The organism is Aeromonas sp. FDAARGOS 1408 (genome assembly GCF_019048665.1).
GTDB lineage: Bacteria > Pseudomonadota > Gammaproteobacteria > Enterobacterales > Aeromonadaceae > Aeromonas > Aeromonas dhakensis.
This window is the reverse complement of record NZ_CP077394.1, coordinates 4,759,333-4,777,302: the sequence shown is the minus strand read 5'-3', so window position 1 is coordinate 4,777,302 and position 17,970 is coordinate 4,759,333. Positions and strand designations below refer to the sequence as shown.

Here is a 17,970-nt window from a genome sequence, read left to right as displayed (position 1 = left end):
CTCAGCGCTCCGCCAGCCAGCGGGCACGCAGCTCGCCGTGATTGAGAGCCAGCCACTGCAGGGCGATGACCGAGGCGGCGTTGTCGATGCGCCCCTCTTTGAGCCAGGCATAGGCCTGCTCGCGGCTCACCACGTGAACCCGGATGTCTTCCCCCTCTTCCGCCAGACCGTGGATCCCCTCGGCCTGGCTGGTATCTACTTCACCTACGTAGACCTCGATCCGTTCGGTGCTGCCGCCCGGGCTCACCAGATAGCTGATGGCGTGCTCGCAGCGGCCGACCTCGATGCCCGCCTCTTCCACCGCTTCGCGCCGCACCACGACTTCGGCGGTCTCCCCTTCATCTATGATGCCGGCCACCAGTTCCAGCAGCCAGGGGGTGGCACTGGTCTCGATGGCACCGATGCGAAACTGCTCCACCAGCACTATCTGATCGCGTACCGGGTCGTAGGGCAACAGGGCGGCGGCATGGCCACGCTCGAACAGCTCGCGGACGATGGGCTCGTTCCAGCCTCCCGCAAACAACTTGTGCTGCAGGCGATAGATGTTCACCTTGAAGAAGCCGTTATATCCCGATGATTTATCGATGATTTTTACGTCATCGGCAGAGTAGTGACGGGTTTGGGGCAAGGCTTGCTGCGACATACGAGACTCCCACCAGCTTGACTTGGCTCGGTTAGACCATAAAATCCGGGAACATGAATGAACATTCATTCACTCGCTCCCGTCGGAGAAGAGGGATGGATTTTAGCAGCCACAGGGCATTTGGCTAGGCGCGAGGGGGAGAAAACTCACCCTCGTCCTTGACGTTCCTGTCGCAGGAAAAGAGACAGTTAGCATAAAATTTTGCTTATAGTAGAGTGATTAAGCTGAAATCAAGCTTGCTCAATGACAATACCCTCCTTCATCCAGCGACAGCTTTGGGTTAATACATAAGGTTAAAACGATCTATGAAAAGAACACTCTTGTCAGCCATGGTGTTGTTGGGCGTCAGCGCCGGCGCCCATGCCGAAAACCTGCTCGATATCTACCAACAGGCCCAGATCAAGGATACCCAACTGCTGGAATCCAAAGCCAAGCGCGACCAGGCCTTCGAGAAGATCAACGAGTCCCGCGCCGCCCTCTTGCCGCAGATCAACCTGGGTGCCGGGCTGAACTACCTGCAGAACAAGGGTGACACCCAGACCAACAGCAACGCCACCGGTTCCCTGTCGCTGGATCAATCCATCTACCGCCGCAGCAACTGGGTCAACCTGAGCCTGACCGAGAAGAGCGCCACCCAGTCCGACGTGGCCTACAACCTCGAAATCCAGAACCTGATGCTGCGTACCGCCCAGGCCTATTTCAACGTGCTCAAGGCGATGGACACCCTGGAGTTCGTGCGCGCCAACAAAGCCGCGGTGGAACGTCAGCTGGAACAGACCCAGCAGCGCTTCGAAGTGGGCCTGACCGCCATCACCGACGTGCACGAAGCCGAGGCCGAGCGCGACCAGGCGCTGGCGGACGAGATCAACGCCGAGAACACCCTGGACAACAGCTACGAGAGCCTGCGCGAGCTGACCGGCATCGACCACCGTCAGCTGGACGTGCTCAACACCGATCGCTTCAGCCCGCAGAAGACCCCGTTCAACTCCGACAAGTGGCTGGAGCTGGCACTGGACAAGAACCTGCAACTGCACAGCGCCCGCATCGGCAAGGATATCGCCAAGGAGCAGATCGATCTGGCCAAGACCGGTCATGAGCCGACCCTGGATCTGGGTGCTGGCCTCTCCAGCACATACAGCGACTACAAGGACGAGATCCGCAACCCGGAGAGCAACGCCAATCAGGCCAACATCGGTCTGAACTTCAAGCTGCCGCTCTACACCGGCGGGGCGACCACCTCCCAGGTCAAGCAGTCCCAGTTCAACTACGTGGCCGCCAGCGAGCAGCTGGAGCGCAGCTTCCGCAACGTGCAGAGCACGGTGCGCTCCTCCTACAACAACGTGAACGCCAGCATCGGCTCGGTGCGCGCCTACGGCCAGTCCGTCATCTCCGCCGACAGCGCCCTGAAGGCGACCGAAGCGGGCTACGAGGTCGGCACCCGCACCATAGTCGACGTGCTGGACTCCACCCGCAAGCTGTACCAGGCCAAGCAGAAGCTCTCCGAGGCCCGCTACAACTACATCCTGAGCATCCTCTCCCTCAAGCAGGCCGCCGGCACGCTGGAACAGAAGGATCTGGAAGACGTGAACCAGGGGCTGATGCCCGCCAGCCAGGCCAAGAGCAAATCCTGAGCCGATTGATGGCAGCAAAAAGGCGACCCCAGGGTCGCCTTTTTCATCTCTGGCCTGCGGGGGTCGGTGGGTTCGAATCGCCGTCCAGCTCCCACCGCAGAGCATAAAAAAACCCGGCCTTGGCCGGGTTTTCGCTTATCCGCGTTCGCGGATGGTCTTGATGATGTCGGTGGTGGAGCAGCCATCCTCGAAGTTGAGGACCCGCACCTCGCCGCCGTTGGCGGTCACCTCGGCGTAGCCGGCAATCTCTTCCGGCTTGTAGTCGCCGCCCTTGACCAGCAGGTCCGGCAGCACCTCGGCGATCAGCCGCTGCGGGGTCTCCTCGGTGAAGGGCACCACCCAGTCCACGGCGCCCAGCGCGGCCAGCACAGCCATCCGGCGCTCGGTCGGATTGACCGGACGACCCGGCCCCTTGAGGCGACGCACCGACTCGTCGGTGTTGACCGCCACGATCAGGCGATCCCCCAGCTTGCCGGCATTGGCCAGGTAGGAGACGTGACCGGCGTGCAGGATGTCGAAGCAACCGTTGGTCATCACCACCTTCTCACCGCGCAGACGGGCGGCCTGCACGGCAATCTTGAGCTGGGCTTCGGACATGACGCCAAAACCGGTCTCCTGCTCGGTATAGAGCGCATTGGCCAGCTCCACCGGGCTGACGGTGGAGGTCCCCAGCTTGCCGACCACGATGCCAGCGGCGGTGTTGGCCAGGGCACAGGCCTCGTCCAGGCTCTTGCCGGCGGCCAGCGAGGTGGCCAGGGTGGAGATGACGGTATCACCGGCACCGGTCACGTCATACACCTCGTGGGCCTGGGCCGGCAGATGCAGCTCGGGCTGACCTTCGCGGATCAGGGTCATGCCGTTTTCGGAACGGGTGACCAGCAGGGCCTCCAGCTCGAAGCGCTTGACCAGCTCCAGCCCCTTGGCAACCAGCTCCTCTTCGCTTTTCACCTTGCCCACCACAGCCTCGAACTCGGACATGTTGGGGGTCAGCAGGGTGGCACCACGGTACTTCTCGAAATCGGTCCCCTTGGGATCGACCAGCACAGGGATACCGGCGGCGCGGGCACGCTGGATCATACCGGGCACGTCGTTGAGGGCGCCCTTGCCGTAGTCGGAGAGGATCATCACATCGCTGTTCGGCAGCGCCTGCTCCACCTTGCCCATCAGCAGGGTGGCATCCACATCGTGGAAGGCCTCTTCAAAGTCGAGGCGCAGCAGCTGCTGGTTGCGCGACAGCACCCGCAGCTTGGTGATGGTCGGATAGTCAGCCAGACGAACGAAATCACAGGCAACCTTGACGCCGGCCATCTGGCCAGCCAGGGCATCGGCAGCCTCATCCTGACCGGTCAGGCCCAGCAGCACGGCGTGAGCCCCCAAGGCGGCGGAGTTGAGCGCCACGTTGGCGGCGCCACCCGGGCGCTCCTCAATGTGTTCGACCTTGACCACGGGCACCGGTGCCTCGGGCGAGATCCGGCCGGTAGGGCCATGCCAATAACGGTCCAACATGACATCGCCAACGACCAGAATGCGGGCTTTTTCAAACTCGGGCAGGGTGATCTTCATCTGTATCGACTCTCAAAACCTGAAAAATCAGCCGCCGATTTTATCACACTCTTTTATTGGGTGTGAAAAAAGCGCAAGGGCGCCGCTTGGTGCTTTTCAGCTCTGACCAGGGCAGAGGCCATTCGCACCCGGACCCGCTTTTCGGCTAGAATCCCCCGATTGCGAGTAAAACGATCCGCTCTGGATATCCACGTGCCTTTATCGCCTCCCCTTATCCGGCCGGGTCCTCCCTGCCCATGGCGATTGCGAACAAGAGACTTTTCATGGCCCACGACAACGCTCCCCGTCTAGAACCCCGCCTGTTTCATCCCCGTTACTGGGCCAGCTGGTTCGGTCTCAGCCTGCTCTGGCTGCTGGTGTTGCTGCCCTGGCGCAGCCAGATGTGGCTGGGTCGCCAGCTCGGCAACCTGGCCCGCAAGGTTTTGAAATCCCGCGTCAAGGTTGCCCGCCGCAATCTGGAACTGGCGATGCCCGAGCTTAGTCGGGATCAGTGCGAGACGCTGCTCAAGCAGAATTTCGAGAGCGTGGGCTGCGCCATCTTCGAGGTGGGCATGGCCTGGTTCTGGCCTGACTGGCGGATGCGCAACCTGATGAAGGTGGAAGGGGAAGAGCACGTCATCGCCGCCATGGAGAAGGGTCAGGGCATGCTGCTGCTCTCCTGCCACTTCCTGACGCTGGAGCTCAACGCCCGCTGTTTCGGCCTGGTGCGACCCGGGGTCGGCGTCTATCGCCCCAACACCAATCCGGTACTGGAGTATGCCCAGTATCACGGCCGCTGCGCCTCCAACAAATACCTGGTGGACCGGATGGACGTAAAGGGGATGATCAAGGCGCTGCGCAACGGCGATGCGCTCTGGTACGCGCCGGATCACGACTACGGCAGCCATGCCAGCGTGTTCGTGCCCTACTTCGCGGTAGAGCAGGCCGCCACCATCACAGGCACCGCCACCCTGGCGCGGGTGAAGAACACCGTCACCCTGCCCTGCTACAACATCCGCACCAGCGAGGGTTACACCCTGCATATCGGGGCGCCGCTCGCCGACTATCCGAGTGGCGACGACCTGGCCGATGCGACCCGAGCCAACCGCGAGATCGAGGCCGCCGTGCGCAAGGCGCCGGAGCAGTACATGTGGCTGCACCGCCGCTTCAAGACCAGGCCCAACCCGGAGGATGCGGGTTACTACTGAGCCAATCAGTGCAGAAAGCCGCCGAAAGGCGGTTTTTTCTGGCCTGTTGCCGGTAAAGGGTTTTCATTCGTGGCTGAATATTTTATTAATGGCCCTGCCGAGCGGCGGGCCCCGGCCCGCCTGCAATACCAATAACGAAGGGAAGCGAACATGAAAGCCACTCTTTTGCTGGGCGCCCTGTGCGCATTGACCGGCTGCAGCCAGCAGAGCCACACAGTCCACCTGACCTCCCTCCCCTTAAGCGATCTCAAGGAAGTGAACGCCCAGTGGAGCCCGCTCACCCGGATGGAGTCCCGCTACCCCAGAGAGGCCATACTGGCGGAGCAGACCGGCTGCAGCTCCCTCGAGTACGTGATTAGTCCAGCGGGGCGGGCCGAACAGATCCGGGTGCTGGAGAGCAGCGACCCACAGTTCAGCGATGCCGCCATCGCCGTGTTGCAGCAGTGGCAATGGCAGGCCACCGCCGCCAACCCGCAGCACACCCCGGTCAAATCCCGCACCCGCTTCGAATTCTGCATCGAACACAACGGCCAGCCCTGCGACACTAGTGCACTGGAACAGCGCTGTCAGGGGGAAGACGTGGTGCGCAGCACCGGGCTAGTCTACACCCAGGTCTGATCCGGCCCCGATTGCCTGCCGGCGACGCGCCCATCGCCAACCAAAGAAAAAGGTGAGCCAGGCTCACCCTTTTTTGCATTGCAGGCGCGACACAGTTCAGCTCATCCACCTTGCCGGTGCAGCCAGGCGGCGATGGCCAGTTGCAGGCCCACGTAATCGGCCTGCAGAAACAGCGCCGGCAACGCCTGCTGCCAGTCGGCCTGCTCGGCGACCAAGGCCAGCCGCTGCCCGAGCCGGGTCAGGCTGTCGAGCCAGGCCGGGCTCGGCAACAGGTCGGCCGCCTCGGCAACCAGATCCATCCCCAGGCGCAGCTGCTGCAACGCCAGCGTCTGCTGCGCGGCGTCCGTCTGCTCCAGCCAGAACTGTTCATGGTGCTGCCAATGCTGCAGACCCAGGGTGATGTGCGCTACAGCACTCAGCTCGGTGACCGCGGGCAGTGACTGCAGCGCCAGCGGCTTGCCAAGCCCCGCCAGCCGATAACCGCGCTGGGCCTTGGACTGAGCCCCGAGGCGCAGGCCACCCAGCCCAGCCAGCTGCTCAGCCAAGCCAAACAGGGCGCTCGCCTCGCCAGATTTGAGCTCCAGCTCCAACTCGTCGATAGGGCTCTTGCCGAGCACGCCGACAATCTCCCCCTGATCCCAGGCCAGCTCGATTTCGGCCCCCTCGAAGGCGATCAGCCAGTGGCTACGCAGAAAGTCGGTACGAAACTGGGCCACCAGCTCGCCCTGGATCCCGTCACGCACCGCCAGGCTTGGCCAGATCGCATCGGGGAAGGCGGCCAAGGCAGGCTGGTCGCCCTCGACGGGGGCATTGTATTCGGGTCTGGCATGCAATCCGCCCACCACCTGGCCCCGACATTTAATCGTCTGTTCGGCAAAATCATCGCTGCGACGAATTCGCAATCCCATTTCCAGTCGGCGTAAATCCAGCGCGGGCGTATCAAAATAGACATTGCCGAGCTCAGCTTGGGAGCTGGATATAATTTCCAGTGAATTCAGAAGGTTGAAAAAAGGCTGTCGAATATCTCGGGAGACAAAAAACTTTATCTCGATCTCAGTTTGCATAGTCATTCCGGGCTGGCAGGCAACTTTGGGGGGCGTGATGCTAAGCGCGAGGATATAATGCCTGCGATACATCAGGATTAATTCACGGTTTTATTGATGGCGCAGTTCGGTTACCATGCGCCCCTCATAAAATCGTATCGAGTGTTTTTTCACCGACACAGGTTTGGCCATGCCAGTAAATACTATTTTGGGGCTTTTTGCCAAGTCCCCCATCAAGCCGCTGCAGAAGCATATCGTCAAGGTTCACCAGTGCTCCCAGCAGTTGGTTCCCTTCTTTGATGCCGTTGCCGAAGACCGTTGGGAAGATGCCGAAAAGATCCGGCAGCAGATTGCCCAGCTGGAGAAAGAAGCGGACATCCTCAAGCGTGAAATCCGTCTGAAGCTGCCCCGTGGTCTGTTCCTGCCGGTCGCCCGTACCGACCTGCTCGAACTGCTGACCCAGCAGGACAAGATCGCCAACCGTGCCAAGGATATTTCCGGCCGCATGCTTGGCCGCAAAATGGAATTCCCCTCCGAGATGCGTGCCGATTTCATGGCCTATCTCAAACGCTGTATCGATGCGACCGCCCAAGCCGAGAAAGCCATCGGAGAACTCGATGAGCTGCTCGAAACCGGCTTTAAAGGACGTGAAGTTGAAATGGTTGCCGAGATGATCCACCAGCTGGATCTTATCGAGGACGATACTGACACCATGCAGATCGGGCTGCGCCAACAGCTGCAAGCCGTTGAGCAGAAATACAATCCGATCGACGTTATGTTCCTCTACAAGATCCTCGAATGGGTAGGTGACCTGGCAGATCAGGCCGAGCGTGTAGGCGCCCGTCTGGAACTGATGCTGGCTCGTTCGTAATCGACTGACTGGGTAAAACACTGAATGGACATTATCGCGAATTACGGCACCACTCTGGTGCTCGTGGCGGCCTTGTTCGGCTTTTTGATGGCCTGGGGCATTGGTGCGAATGACGTGGCCAACGCCATGGGCACGTCGGTCGGCACCAAATCCCTGACCATCCGTCAGGCGATCATCATCGCCATGATCTTTGAATTTGCCGGTGCCTATCTGGCCGGTGGTGAAGTCACCGCCACCATCCGCAACGGCATCATCGACAGCAACGCCTTTGCAGCCACCCCGGATCTGCTGGTGCTTGGCATGATCGCCTCCCTGCTGGCCGCCGGCGCCTGGTTGATCCTGGCCTCCTACTTCGGCTGGCCCGTCTCCACCACCCACTCCATCATCGGCGCCATCGTCGGCTTCGCCGTGGTGAGCGTGGGCCCGGAAGCGGTGCAGTGGAGCAAGTTCGGCGGCATCGTCGGCTCCTGGGTGGTCACTCCGGCCATCTCCGGCGTCATCGCCTACTTCATGTTCATCAGCGTGCAGAAGCTCATCTTCAACACCGATGATCCCCTCAACAACGCCAAGCGCTACGTCCCCTTCTACATGTTCCTGACCGCGCTGGTGATCTGCCTGGTCACCATCAAGAAGGGGCTGACCCACGTCGGTCTGCACCTGAGCGATGGCGAGGGTATCCTGCTCTCCGTCGCCATCTCCATCGCGGTGGCCTTTGCCGGCTGGATCTACATTCGTGGCCAGCAGTACAACCCGCAGGATGACAGCAAGATGCACTTCGCCAACGTGGAGAAGGTGTTCGGCATCCTGATGATCATCACCGCCTGTGCCATGGCCTTTGCCCACGGCTCCAACGACGTGGCCAACGCCATCGGTCCGCTCTCCGCGGTCGCCTCCATCGTGGCGGCCGGCGGCGAGATCGGCGGCAGCTCCCACATCGCCTGGTGGATCCTGCCGCTCGGCGGCATCGGCATCGTGATCGGTCTGGCCACCATGGGCGAGAAGGTGATGGCGACCGTCGGCACCGGCATCACCCACCTGACCCCGAGCCGTGGCTTCGCCGCCCAGCTGGCCACCGCCGCCACCGTGGTGATCGCCTCCGGTACCGGTCTGCCCATCTCCACCACCCAGACTCTGGTCGGTGCTGTCATGGGCGTGGGTCTGGCCCGCGGTATCGCGGCGCTGAACCTGGGCGTGCTGCGCAACATAGTGGTCTCCTGGGTCATCACCCTGCCTGCGGGTGCCATCCTGGCCATCGCCATCTTCTACGTGCTGCAGATCTGCTTCTCCTGAGGCGCACCGCAGTGAAGAGCCCGGGTCATTGACCCGGGCTTTTTTGTCTCTCTCCCCTTATCCCTCCCTGTCAATGCAGGCTGCTTGCATCACCCGCCCGGCAGGCGCAGACTGTTTGGCCTTGTCTCGACTCAAGGCTCTCATCATGACACCAGCCATCAACCTGCTGAAAAAGCTCAAGATCCCTCACAAGCTCTACCCCTACGAGTGCGAAGCCCACGACGACTTCGGCAAGCATGCCGCGACCCAGCTCGGTCTGCCGGAAGCCCAGGTGTTCAAGACCCTGATCGCCCATCACGACAAACAGGCGGTGGTGGCCATCGTCCCCTCATCCGGCCTGTGCAGCCTCAAGCAGCTGGCCAAGGCCACCGGTCTCAAGAAGGTGGAGATGATGAAGCCGGCAGAGGCCGAGAAGCTGACCGGCTACAAGGTGGGCGGCATCAGCCCGCTGGCCCAGAAGAAGCTGCTGCCCACCGTGCTCGACGACTCTGCCATGCAGTTTGACGAGATCCTGGTGAGCGGCGGCAAGCGCGGCCTCTCGGTCGGGGTGGCCCCCGCCGACATGCTGCGCCTGATGAAGTGGATTGCCGCCCCCATCGGCGAGCACCATGAGTAACGCTGAAATGACAGAGGCCCCGCGAGCGGGGCCTCGTATGTCTTGTCACTGCAACTGGCCATCGGCACGACAAGCGGTGGTCAGTTCGGACAACCGCAACCGCTGCCTGCCGCGCTCATCGAAGTTGTCGGGCGCCAGCCAGCGCGCAAAGCAATCCTGCAGCGCCGGCCACTCACTGTCGATCACCGAGAACCAGGCGGTATCCCGCGTGCGCCCCTTGTCCACCCTGCTCTGGCGAAAGGTCCCCTCATAGCTGAAACCGAGCCGCAGCGCCGCCTGCCAGGAGGGCTTGTTCAAGGCATTGCACTTCCATTCGTAACGCCGGTAGCCGAGGGCGAAGGCATTGGCCATCATCAGCGCCATGGCCGCCGTCGCCAGCCTTGAGCGCTGCAGGGCGGGGGAAAAGTGCAGCCAGCCCACCTCTATGCTGCCCGCCAGGGGATCGATGCGCAGGTAGCTGGCCAGCCCCAGCGGCTGTTCGCCATGCTCGTCGAAGATGGTGTAGAACTGGGGGTCTGTCTTGGCGGCGCACTCTCGCAGCCAGACCCGCATGTCTGCCTCCTCTGCGTAAGGGCCTGTGGTCAGATAGGTCCACATGGCCCCGTTGTCGGCACTGAAAGCCTGCCACAGGCCGGGACCGTGACGCTCGGGATCCAGCGGCTCCAGCCGGCAGCCCCAGCCGTTGAGCGTGCGGCGGGGCGGAAACTCGGCGCCCCGCCAGTCGGGCAGCGGCGCACCGACCGGCTGGCCGAACTCGTTCAGATGGATATCAGCAGCCACAGGCAATCCCTCCCGTTTGCAGCACGCCAGGTTCGCTACCGGTGGCGATGGCAAAGCCATCCTGCCGCCACCAGTGCAGCCCACCGATCAGCTCCTTGACCTGAAAACCGAGCGCCGCCAGCTTGCAGGCGCCCCGGGTCGAGCCGTTGCAGCCGATGCCGTCGCAATAGCAGACATAGACCTTGTCCCGCGCCAGCGCGGCCGTGCTGGCCGGGTTCATGGTGGCGTGGGGGAAGCTGATGGCACCGGGGATGTGCCCCTCGGCGTAGTGACCGGCAGAGCGGGTGTCGATGACGACGATCCGCTCTTCACCGGCCAGCAGATCGGCGGCCAGATCCGCCGGATCGGTGCGAAAGGCCAGCTGGGCCTCGAAGAAGAGGCGGGCCTGTTCGGCACTGGCCAGCCCGCTGCTCAATACATGACTCATAGTGACGCTCCTTGTACTCACACCCGGATCCGGGTGGTGATGACTGTGGTGACCGAGTTGGCGATGAAACACTCCTCGTGGGCCTGGTGGTGCAACTGCTCAAGCGCGGCCAGCTCCGGCTGACGTTCGCCGCCAAACTGCACCAGCGGCTGCAAAGTGACCCGGGTGATGGCCTGACGAGCGCGGGCATTGGCCTCCATGATGCCCACCGCCTCGTCCCGGTAGCTCTCCACCCGATAGCCAGCCCTGGCTGCCAGCCAGAGGAAGGTGAGCATGTGGCAGCTGGAGATGGCCGCGACGAAGGCCTCTTCCGGATCGACGTGCTCGGCCACCGACCAGGGCAACGGCACCACCTGGGGGGACGAGGAGGCGGGCACCCTGACGCCGCCGTCGAACTCCCACCAGTGGGCCCGGCTGTAGCGTTGATCGACGAAGGGCTCGCTAGCCCCGCGCTGCCAGCTGATGGTGGCGCTGTACTCCGACATGCAGACTCCTTTCATTGCCAATCGTTGTGGATCCCGAACCTTGCGCCTCAATGTAGCGACATAATGGCCTTGCCACGCCGACCAATTTTGCCAATATGAGCAGACCAATTCGCGCCCGGGAGCTCCCCATGCCTGCCCTGCCCACCCTGTTTGCCACCCAGCAAGCCAGCGATCTGCCGCTGCACGAACAGCTGGTGCGCACCCTGCGTTCGGCCATGCTGGCCGGCCACCTGCCCCAGCACAGCCGGCTGCCCGCCAGCCGCATGCTGGCCGCCGATCTGGGGGTCTCTCGCAGCACGGTGGAGCTGGCCTATGGCCGGCTGGAGGCGGAAGGCTATCTGGTGCGCAAGGTGGGGGCCGGCAGCTTCGTGGCGCTGGCCGCGGTCTCCCCGACTCCGCGCCCGCCCCAGTCGGCGGCCGGTCTGTCGCGCCGTGGTCAGGAGATGGCCGACCGCGGCGCCTGCCACGACGTGCCCGAGGTGGGCCGCTCCTTTGCCTCCAGCCAGCCGGATCCGCGCCTCTTCCCCCAGGCCCTGTGGGGCCGGTTGATGCAGCAGCAGTGGCGCCGGCACGCCGGCGACTGGATGAATTACGGGGATCCGCAGGGGCTGGAGGCGCTGCGCGGCGCCATCAGCAGCTATCTGGTGCAGTCGCGCGGCGTGGTGTGCGAGCCGGACCAGATCCTGATCCTCACCAGCTCCCAGCAGGGGATCCTGCTGGCGACCCAGCTGCTGATCGATGCTGGCGACACCGTCTGGGTGGAGGATCCCGGCTACCCCGGGGCCCGCACCGCCATGGAGAGTGCCGGCGCCCGGGTGCACCCGGTGCCGGTGGATGAAGAGGGGCTCAACCCGCAGGGGGCACACCCGGCGCCGCGGCTCATCTACACCACGCCCGCCCACCAGTATCCGCTCGGCGTGCCCATGAGCCTGCCGCGGCGGATGGCGCTGCTGGCCGAGGCCGAGCGGCACGGCGCCTGGATCCTGGAAGACGACTACGACGGCGAGTACCAGTACGATCAGCGGCCACTCCCCGCCCTGCAGGGGCTGGATGGTCAGGGACGGGTGCTCTACGTGGGCACCTTCAGCAAGGTGTTGTTCGGCTCGCTGCGCCTCGCCTACCTGGTGCTGCCCAGGCCGCTGATGGAGTCCTTCTGTCGGGCCAGGGCCGCGGTCGACGGCCACAGCAACCAGCTGCTGCAGGCGGTCACCGCCGACTTCATCCGTGCCGGTCACTTCGCCACCCACCTGCGCCAGAGCCGGCTGGTCTACCAGAGCCGCCGCGACCTGCTGCTGGCCGAGCTGGCCAGCCACTGTCCCGCCCTCACCCCCATTCACAGCGGAGCCGGCCTGCAATGTGCCGTGCTGCTACCCCCCGGCGGCGAGGCTCGCTGGACAGAGGCCGCCAACGCACAGGGGCTGGGGCTGCGCCCCCTCGGCCAGTTCTACCTAGGCCCGCCGACGCAGGAGGGGTGGCTGCTCGGCTTTGCCTCCCTCGACAACCAGGCCTTGCGCCGTCTCTGCCGCCAGCTGGGAGTGTTGCTGCAGATCTGATCTGCGCTCACGTTTCCCGATCGCAGTCTACCGCGCCAGATCCATCGAACTATAATGGGAGGCATCATGTCGTCGGGCCAAGCCAAGATGTATCGATTGTCGTTGTTGCTCCTCTCACTTGTCTTCTCTCCCCTGCTGCTCGCCAGCAGCCGTTTCAGCCTCATTGGCCCGGAAAGCCACGGTGATGAACGCATGCGTTATTACCGCGATGTGATGACTCTGGCGCTTGAAAAGACCCGGCCGGAATATGGTGATTACGAGCTGGTCACCTCATTGAGAATGAACAAGGCCCGCATGCGTCTTGAGGTACAGAAGCGCGGCAAGGAGGCGCTCTTTATCGTCGACAGCTGGCCGCTGCAATCCCAGCATGGACAGGCCGCCTTCATCCCCTTTCCCATCGACTTCGGCATTCTTGGCTATCGTATCTGCTTTGTGAACGAGCAAAAGGCTGAGACGCTGGGCAGGGTTACCACCCTCGCTCAGTTGCAAGACTTCACCCAGGTTACCGGCAGTGGCTGGCAGGATGCCGACATCCTGCGCCGAGGTGGCTTCAAGGTGCGTGAGGTGGATAACTACGAATCCCTTTTTCGCATGGTAGCCCGTGGTCGCAGCGACCTCTTTTGCCGCGGCGCCAACGAGATCTTGCCCGAATGGCAGGCTCATCAGCTCCTGCAGCCCACACTACGCGTCGACAGCCATGTTGCTATCTTCTACCCCCTCATTCACGTGCTCTACAGCCACGCCAGCTATGAAAAGGAGCGCGCGCGACTTCAACGGGGCATACTGCTGGCCTGGCAAGATGGCTCTTTGCAACGACTCTGGCGCGATCATTTTCGTGACTCCCTGCTGTTTGCCAATCTGGGACAGCGCCGCATATTCCGGCTGGCGAACCCACTGCTGCCGGAACAGGGGTTCGACTACCGGCCCTATTTGTATGATCCTGCACGGGATGACTTCGGCATTGCACCCTAAAGGATCGTCGAGTCGACAATGCCAACCCCGGAGGGACCCTCCATGGGCTACTTGAGTCTCCTGTTGCTATTCTGACTGCTGCCAGCCTGCGGCCGGGCTTGCATCGACAACAGCGACTCTCCCACCTGGCTGCCAGCGCATCTGGAATACTGTCGAAACCGTGCGCCGCGCTCCGTCCATACCTGCTTTATCGCCAGCGCTGAACCGGTAGCGAAACACCTGAAAAAGGTGTCAACGTGGCTCGCGGCAGAGCGCCAGCCAGGCCTCGGCGGTGCGGGAGAGGTAGCGCTCGCTCGGCCAGATCACCCCGAGCCGCCAGCTCAGCTCGGGCACCAGCGGCCTCAGCACCAGGCCGTCAGGCGCCAGCCGCCGGCAGATGGGCTCGGGCAGAAAGGCGACCCCCATGCCGCTGCGCACCATGGCTGTGAGAAAGTCCCACTGACTGCTGCGCGCCGCCACCTGGGGCTCGAAGCCGGCCGCTCGGCATGCCTGCTCCAGCCGCTCGCTCAGGGTGAAGGCCTGGGTGTAGAGCAAGAAGGGCTCGTCGCAGAGCGCCTCCAGCCGGATTTCAGAACAATCCCGCCAGCGCGGTAGGTCGGGCAACACCACCTGGATCGGGTACTGGTCCAGCTCCAACGCACTGAGGGCCCCCCCCTCTTTGGTCGGCAGCATGGTGATGGCGAGATCCAGCTCCCCTTCCAGCACCGCCTGCTCGATGCGCCGGCCGCCGTACTCGACGATGGAGAGTTCGACCTTGGGGTAGCGACTGCGGTAGGCGCGGATCAGATCGGCATAGACGTGACCCACCATGGGCGGAATGCCGAGCGCCAGCCGGCCGAATTGCAGGCTCTGCAGATCGGCGAGTTCCGCCTCCAGCTGCTGCATCTCGGCCAGAATGGTCTGGGCCCGGTTGAACAGCACCCGGCCGCTGTCGGTCAGGGTGAAGCGGCGCCCCGCGCGGCTCAGCAGCGGCTGACCCAGCTCCTCCTCCATATTGCGGATCATCTTGCTGATGGTGGGCTGGGTGACGAACAGCTTCTCGGAGGCGCGGGTGAAGCTTTGTTCCCGCACCAGTTCGACAAAGTAACGCAGGGCGCGGATGTCCATGGCTCTCTCCTAGCGGACGGCAAAACCTAATCATGCCTCTTTGGCATGATTTTGATAATTTAAATTCATTTTTTGCAGGTTTTGCCTCTCTCTATACTGTGAGCAAGTTCACAGAAAGACCTAGATCATGAAAGCCCTCTGCATTCGCTGGTTCCAGACCCCCTTCCAAATCGCCCTGCTGGCCGCCATCTGGCTGCTGGCCGATCTGGCGGTACGTACCTTCCATCTGCCGCTGCCTGCCAACCTCACCGGCATGCTGGCACTGCTGGCCTTGATCCTGCTCGGCGTGGTCAAGACCAAATGGTTCAGCGCCGGCGCCCGCTGGTTGCTGGCCGAGATGCTGCTGTTCTTCGTGCCGGCGGTGGTAGCAGTGGTCAACTATCAGGATCTGCTGCTGCAGGAGGGGTGGCGCATCATGGTGGTGCTGCTGCTCAGCACCATACTGGTGCTCGGCACCACGGCGCTGGTGGTGGACCGGGTCTATCGCCTTGAGTTGAAACTGGCCCGCCGGAGTCGTCGTCATGTCTGATACCTTGCTCGGCCTGCTCTGCTTCGCCCTCACCCTGCTGTTCTACTACGCCAGCAAGTGGCTCTACGGCAAGAAGCGCATCCTGCCCTTGATGCCGCTGCTGCTGGCCCCCACCCTGCTGGTGGCGGTGGTGATGCTGTTCCACATCCCCTATCAGGACTACATGGCCGAATCCCACTGGCTGCTGTGGCTGCTGGGTCCGGCCACCGTCGCCTTCGCGGTGCCGGTCTACGAGAACCGCCAGCTCATTCGCCGCCACTGGCTGTCGCTGTCGGTAGGGGTCGTCGCCTCGGTGGTGATGGCCGTGGGCAGTACCGTGCTGCTGGCCCGCTGGCTCGATCTCTCCGACATGCTGCAGCGCAGTCTGGCGATGCGCTCCATCACCACCCCCTTTGCGGTGGAAGCTACCCGCGCCATCGGCGGCCAAACCGATCTCACCGCCCTGTTCGTGGTGCTGACCGGCGTCATCGGCATGGCCGTCGGCGAGAGTGTGCTCACCGTGCTGGCCATCCGCAGCCGGCTCGGCAAGGGGGCGGGCTTTGGTGCCTCGGCCCACGGCGCCGGCACTGCCAAGGCTTATCAGATGGGCAACGAGGAGGGGGTGGTCTCCAGCATGGTAATGATGATCGCCGGCATGGTGACTGTGCTGCTGGCCCCCCTGCTCGGCCAACTGTTCTGGTAACCCGCGCGTCGGTAAAAGCCGCGTTTCCCGGTCCCTGGACCCCAGCCTTGACGCGACAGCCGCTACACTCAACTCAATGTGACAGCAGTGAGCGGTATGATGAACCACAGAGTGATGATCCTCGGGCTGCTGGCCGGCAGCCTGTTCTTCTCCCCCCTTCTCTCGGCCCTGGACATAGTGACCCACGTCAGCCCGGAGAGTGAGCGGGACATGCGCACCCTCTATGGCCAGCAGCTGCTGCAGCTGGCGCTGGAGAAGACCCGCGACAGCTTCGGCGACTACGAGTTGCGTCCCGCCCCGCCCATGAGCCGGACCCGGCTGCGTCAGGTGCTGCAGTACAACCTCTACCCCAACCTGCTGGCGATTGACAGCTTCCCGCGCCCGGAGGGCAGCCACGACCTCGACTATGTCCGCTTTCCGGTAGATCTCGGCATCCTCGGCTATCGCATCTGCTTCGTCAGCCCCAAGCAGCAGCAAGCCGTGGCCCGGGTGCGCACCCTCAGCGATCTGCAGCAGTTCACCCATGGCCAGGGCCGCGGCTGGCAGGATGCCGACATACTGCGCGCCGCCGGCTTCAAGGTACAGGAGGTCGAGGGCTACGAGCGACTGTTCAAGCTGGTGGTGCGCGGCCGGGTGGATCTGTTCTGCCGGGGAGCCAATGAGCTACTGACCGAGCTGGATACGCACCGAGATCTGGAAAAATTGACGGTCGACCAGCATCTGGCGCTCTACTACCCCTTCATCCACCTCTTCTACAGCCACAAGGACAACCAGCACGCACTTCGCCGGGTCCAGGCCGGTCTGCAACTGGCCTGGCGGGACGGTTCACTGCAGGCGCTCTGGCTCAAGACCTTCAAGCCGGCGCTGGCGTTTGCCAGGCTGGACCAGCGGCTGCTGTTCAGGTTGGACAACCCCTTGCTACGGGGGCTCGACTTCGATTACCAACCCTATCTTTACGATCCCCTCACCCAGCGCTTCGGGCCCGGCGAGCCGTCCAGCGGCAAGCAGTGACTCCGGCGGCTCCCGCCCGCAGCCGGGAGAGCCACTACACTCAGAGGAGTCTCACCCTTTCACAGGAGCTCATGATGCACTGGACCCCGCTGCTCGCCCTGCTGACGGCCATGCCCGTGCTGGCCGGCCCGACCCTGTTCACCTACATGAGTCCGGAGAGCGAGCACGACCCCAGAAGCACCTATGATCGCGAAGTCCTGCGCCTGGCGCTGGAGAAGACCCGCGCCAGCCATGGCGACTACCGGATGCAGGCCGCCCCCCCCATGACCCTGGCCCGGATGTGGGTCAGCCTGCGCTTCAACCACTACCCCAATCTGTTCGCCATGGACAGCTACCGCGCCGACCGGGACATGAGCGGCATCGACTACGTGCGCTTCCCCATCCATATCGGCATCGTCAGCTACCGCATCTGCTTCGTCAGCCCCACCCGCAAGGATGAGGTTGCCAAGGCCACCAGCCTGGATGAGCTGAAGCGCTTCGACATCGGCCAAGGCAAGGGCTGGCTCGACGTAGAGATCCTGCGCCGGGCCGGCTTCAAGGTGCTGGAGGTGGAGGGCTACGAGCAGCTGTTCAAGATGGTGGCTCGCGGCCGTTTCGATCTTTTCTGCCGCGGGATCAACGAGTTGCCTCAGGAGATGCTGAACCACAAAGAGGTGGAAGGGCTGATGATGGATGAGAGCCTGGCCCTCTACTATCCCCTGCCTCGGGTCTTCTTCACCCACAACGGCAACCGGCAGGCCATCGACCGGGTGCAGCAGGGGCTCAAGGCCGCCTGGCGCGACGGCTCCCTGCAGGCGCTCTGGCTGAAGGCATTCAAGCCCTCCCTCAGCTTCGCCCATCTCAATACCCGCCGGCTGTTCCGGCTGGAGAATCCCTACATCAAGGGGATCGACTTCAACTACCAGGCCTACTTCTACGACCCGGTACATGAGCGCTTCGGCCCCGGTGACTAGGCGGCCATC

At 63.1% G+C, this 17,970-nt stretch carries 19 protein-coding genes; 12 read left to right on the top strand and 7 right to left on the bottom strand.

Going from position 1 to position 17,970, the window contains the following annotated elements:
- Position 1 precedes the first annotated feature (1 nt).
- The gene (gene nudF / locus I6L38_RS22185; RefSeq protein ID WP_216988949.1) at positions 2 to 643 is read right to left on the bottom strand and encodes an ADP-ribose diphosphatase; all 642 of its coding nucleotides are present in this window, start codon (positions 641 to 643) and stop codon (positions 2 to 4) included.
- Positions 644 to 948: 305 nt separating this feature from the next.
- On the opposite strand from nudF, the gene tolC reads away from it, so the two are divergent.
- Entirely contained in the window at positions 949 to 2,274 is a 1,326-nt protein-coding gene (gene tolC / locus I6L38_RS22180; protein WP_026139169.1) for an outer membrane channel protein TolC, read from the top strand.
- Between the two features lie 135 nt (positions 2,275 to 2,409).
- Here the strand turns inward: tolC and hldE are convergent, their stop codons facing one another.
- The gene (hldE, locus tag I6L38_RS22175) at positions 2,410 to 3,837 is read right to left on the bottom strand and encodes a bifunctional D-glycero-beta-D-manno-heptose-7-phosphate kinase/D-glycero-beta-D-manno-heptose 1-phosphate adenylyltransferase HldE (protein ID WP_139752056.1); all 1,428 of its coding nucleotides are present in this window, start codon (positions 3,835 to 3,837) and stop codon (positions 2,410 to 2,412) included.
- Between the two features lie 263 nt (positions 3,838 to 4,100).
- On the opposite strand from hldE, the gene lpxL reads away from it, so the two are divergent.
- On the top strand, positions 4,101 to 5,024 hold the full coding sequence (lpxL, locus tag I6L38_RS22170; protein WP_216988948.1) for an LpxL/LpxP family Kdo(2)-lipid IV(A) lauroyl/palmitoleoyl acyltransferase: 924 nt from the start codon (positions 4,101 to 4,103) through the stop codon (positions 5,022 to 5,024).
- Positions 5,025 to 5,174: 150 nt separating this feature from the next.
- Complete coding sequence (locus I6L38_RS22165) at positions 5,175 to 5,642, top strand: energy transducer TonB (RefSeq protein ID WP_065018742.1); 468 nt, start codon at positions 5,175 to 5,177, stop codon at positions 5,640 to 5,642.
- Between the two features lie 101 nt (positions 5,643 to 5,743).
- On the opposite strand, the gene I6L38_RS22160 is transcribed toward I6L38_RS22165, so the two are convergent.
- Positions 5,744 to 6,706 carry an inorganic triphosphatase gene (locus I6L38_RS22160; RefSeq protein ID WP_216988947.1) on the bottom strand — a complete coding sequence of 321 codons (963 nt, stop codon included), beginning with the start codon at positions 6,704 to 6,706 and terminating at the stop codon, positions 5,744 to 5,746.
- A 169-nt stretch (positions 6,707 to 6,875) separates the two neighbouring features.
- On the opposite strand from I6L38_RS22160, the gene I6L38_RS22155 reads away from it, so the two are divergent.
- The 3 genes from I6L38_RS22155 to ybaK all read left to right on the top strand — a co-directional run bounded on the left by I6L38_RS22155 (position 6,876) and on the right by ybaK (position 9,462).
- A complete protein-coding gene (locus I6L38_RS22155) occupies positions 6,876 to 7,556 on the top strand; it encodes a TIGR00153 family protein (RefSeq protein WP_005305357.1) in 681 nt (226 codons plus the stop codon).
- A 24-nt stretch (positions 7,557 to 7,580) separates the two neighbouring features.
- Positions 7,581 to 8,846 carry an inorganic phosphate transporter gene (locus tag I6L38_RS22150; protein WP_005305360.1) on the top strand — a complete coding sequence of 422 codons (1,266 nt, stop codon included), beginning with the start codon at positions 7,581 to 7,583 and terminating at the stop codon, positions 8,844 to 8,846.
- A gap of 145 nt (positions 8,847 to 8,991) precedes the next feature.
- Positions 8,992 to 9,462, top strand: coding sequence for a Cys-tRNA(Pro) deacylase (gene ybaK, locus I6L38_RS22145; RefSeq protein WP_005305363.1), 471 nt, complete (start codon positions 8,992 to 8,994; stop codon positions 9,460 to 9,462).
- 45 nt (positions 9,463 to 9,507) lie between these two features.
- Here the strand turns inward: ybaK and I6L38_RS22140 are convergent, their stop codons facing one another.
- The 3 genes from I6L38_RS22140 to I6L38_RS22130 are packed head-to-tail and all read right to left on the bottom strand — an operon-like array spanning position 9,508 to position 11,154.
- On the bottom strand, positions 9,508 to 10,242 hold the full coding sequence (locus tag I6L38_RS22140) for a GNAT family N-acetyltransferase (RefSeq protein WP_216988946.1): 735 nt from the start codon (positions 10,240 to 10,242) through the stop codon (positions 9,508 to 9,510).
- Complete coding sequence (locus I6L38_RS22135; RefSeq protein WP_043171329.1) at positions 10,232 to 10,669, bottom strand: rhodanese-like domain-containing protein; 438 nt, start codon at positions 10,667 to 10,669, stop codon at positions 10,232 to 10,234. Before I6L38_RS22135 ends, I6L38_RS22140 begins: the two co-directional genes overlap by 11 nt.
- Before the next feature lie 17 nt (positions 10,670 to 10,686).
- On the bottom strand, positions 10,687 to 11,154 hold the full coding sequence (locus I6L38_RS22130) for an OsmC family protein (RefSeq protein WP_216988945.1): 468 nt from the start codon (positions 11,152 to 11,154) through the stop codon (positions 10,687 to 10,689).
- A gap of 128 nt (positions 11,155 to 11,282) precedes the next feature.
- Here I6L38_RS22130 and I6L38_RS22125 point away from each other — a divergent pair, with 128 nt between their 5' ends.
- Positions 11,283 to 12,707 carry a PLP-dependent aminotransferase family protein gene (locus I6L38_RS22125; protein ID WP_216988944.1) on the top strand — a complete coding sequence of 475 codons (1,425 nt, stop codon included), beginning with the start codon at positions 11,283 to 11,285 and terminating at the stop codon, positions 12,705 to 12,707.
- 54 nt (positions 12,708 to 12,761) lie between these two features.
- Positions 12,762 to 13,679 (top strand): hypothetical protein, encoded by a 918-nt coding sequence (locus I6L38_RS22120; RefSeq protein ID WP_240183835.1) that lies wholly within the window; start codon positions 12,762 to 12,764, stop codon positions 13,677 to 13,679.
- A 231-nt stretch (positions 13,680 to 13,910) separates the two neighbouring features.
- On the opposite strand, the gene I6L38_RS22115 is transcribed toward I6L38_RS22120, so the two are convergent.
- Positions 13,911 to 14,786, bottom strand: a complete 876-nt coding sequence (locus tag I6L38_RS22115) for a LysR family transcriptional regulator (protein ID WP_017785025.1) — start codon at positions 14,784 to 14,786, stop codon at positions 13,911 to 13,913.
- A 127-nt stretch (positions 14,787 to 14,913) separates the two neighbouring features.
- On the opposite strand from I6L38_RS22115, the gene I6L38_RS22110 reads away from it, so the two are divergent.
- The 4 genes from I6L38_RS22110 to I6L38_RS22095 all read left to right on the top strand — a co-directional run bounded on the left by I6L38_RS22110 (position 14,914) and on the right by I6L38_RS22095 (position 17,961).
- The gene (locus tag I6L38_RS22110; protein WP_042064790.1) at positions 14,914 to 15,315 is read left to right on the top strand and encodes a CidA/LrgA family protein; all 402 of its coding nucleotides are present in this window, start codon (positions 14,914 to 14,916) and stop codon (positions 15,313 to 15,315) included.
- Positions 15,308 to 15,997 (top strand): LrgB family protein, encoded by a 690-nt coding sequence (locus I6L38_RS22105; RefSeq protein ID WP_024944703.1) that lies wholly within the window; start codon positions 15,308 to 15,310, stop codon positions 15,995 to 15,997. The genes I6L38_RS22110 and I6L38_RS22105 overlap by 8 nt, the downstream gene beginning before the upstream one ends.
- Before the next feature lie 96 nt (positions 15,998 to 16,093).
- Positions 16,094 to 17,008 (top strand): hypothetical protein, encoded by a 915-nt coding sequence (locus I6L38_RS22100; protein ID WP_216988943.1) that lies wholly within the window; start codon positions 16,094 to 16,096, stop codon positions 17,006 to 17,008.
- Positions 17,009 to 17,082: 74 nt separating this feature from the next.
- On the top strand, positions 17,083 to 17,961 hold the full coding sequence (locus I6L38_RS22095) for an ABC transporter substrate-binding protein (protein ID WP_005305398.1): 879 nt from the start codon (positions 17,083 to 17,085) through the stop codon (positions 17,959 to 17,961).
- Positions 17,962 to 17,970: the final 9 nt, after the last annotated feature.

What these genes read in the sequence shown, in the direction of transcription:
- nudF (WP_216988949.1), bottom strand. Translation starts at nt 643, where the DNA reads ATGTCGCAGCAAGCCTTGCCCCAAACCCGTCACTACTCTGCCGATGAC.
- tolC (WP_026139169.1), top strand. Translation starts at nt 949, where the DNA reads ATGAAAAGAACACTCTTGTCAGCCATGGTGTTGTTGGGCGTCAGCGCC.
- hldE (WP_139752056.1), bottom strand. Translation starts at nt 3,837, where the DNA reads ATGAAGATCACCCTGCCCGAGTTTGAAAAAGCCCGCATTCTGGTCGTT.
- lpxL (WP_216988948.1), top strand. Translation starts at nt 4,101, where the DNA reads ATGGCCCACGACAACGCTCCCCGTCTAGAACCCCGCCTGTTTCATCCC.
- I6L38_RS22165 (WP_065018742.1), top strand. Translation starts at nt 5,175, where the DNA reads ATGAAAGCCACTCTTTTGCTGGGCGCCCTGTGCGCATTGACCGGCTGC.
- I6L38_RS22160 (WP_216988947.1), bottom strand. Translation starts at nt 6,706, where the DNA reads ATGCAAACTGAGATCGAGATAAAGTTTTTTGTCTCCCGAGATATTCGA.
- I6L38_RS22155 (WP_005305357.1), top strand. Translation starts at nt 6,876, where the DNA reads ATGCCAGTAAATACTATTTTGGGGCTTTTTGCCAAGTCCCCCATCAAG.
- I6L38_RS22150 (WP_005305360.1), top strand. Translation starts at nt 7,581, where the DNA reads ATGGACATTATCGCGAATTACGGCACCACTCTGGTGCTCGTGGCGGCC.
- ybaK (WP_005305363.1), top strand. Translation starts at nt 8,992, where the DNA reads ATGACACCAGCCATCAACCTGCTGAAAAAGCTCAAGATCCCTCACAAG.
- I6L38_RS22135 (WP_043171329.1), bottom strand. Translation starts at nt 10,669, where the DNA reads ATGAGTCATGTATTGAGCAGCGGGCTGGCCAGTGCCGAACAGGCCCGC.
- I6L38_RS22130 (WP_216988945.1), bottom strand. Translation starts at nt 11,154, where the DNA reads ATGTCGGAGTACAGCGCCACCATCAGCTGGCAGCGCGGGGCTAGCGAG.
- I6L38_RS22125 (WP_216988944.1), top strand. Translation starts at nt 11,283, where the DNA reads ATGCCTGCCCTGCCCACCCTGTTTGCCACCCAGCAAGCCAGCGATCTG.
- I6L38_RS22120 (WP_240183835.1), top strand. Translation starts at nt 12,762, where the DNA reads ATGGGAGGCATCATGTCGTCGGGCCAAGCCAAGATGTATCGATTGTCG.
- I6L38_RS22115 (WP_017785025.1), bottom strand. Translation starts at nt 14,786, where the DNA reads ATGGACATCCGCGCCCTGCGTTACTTTGTCGAACTGGTGCGGGAACAA.
- I6L38_RS22110 (WP_042064790.1), top strand. Translation starts at nt 14,914, where the DNA reads ATGAAAGCCCTCTGCATTCGCTGGTTCCAGACCCCCTTCCAAATCGCC.
- I6L38_RS22105 (WP_024944703.1), top strand. Translation starts at nt 15,308, where the DNA reads ATGTCTGATACCTTGCTCGGCCTGCTCTGCTTCGCCCTCACCCTGCTG.
- I6L38_RS22100 (WP_216988943.1), top strand. Translation starts at nt 16,094, where the DNA reads ATGATGAACCACAGAGTGATGATCCTCGGGCTGCTGGCCGGCAGCCTG.
- I6L38_RS22095 (WP_005305398.1), top strand. Translation starts at nt 17,083, where the DNA reads ATGCACTGGACCCCGCTGCTCGCCCTGCTGACGGCCATGCCCGTGCTG.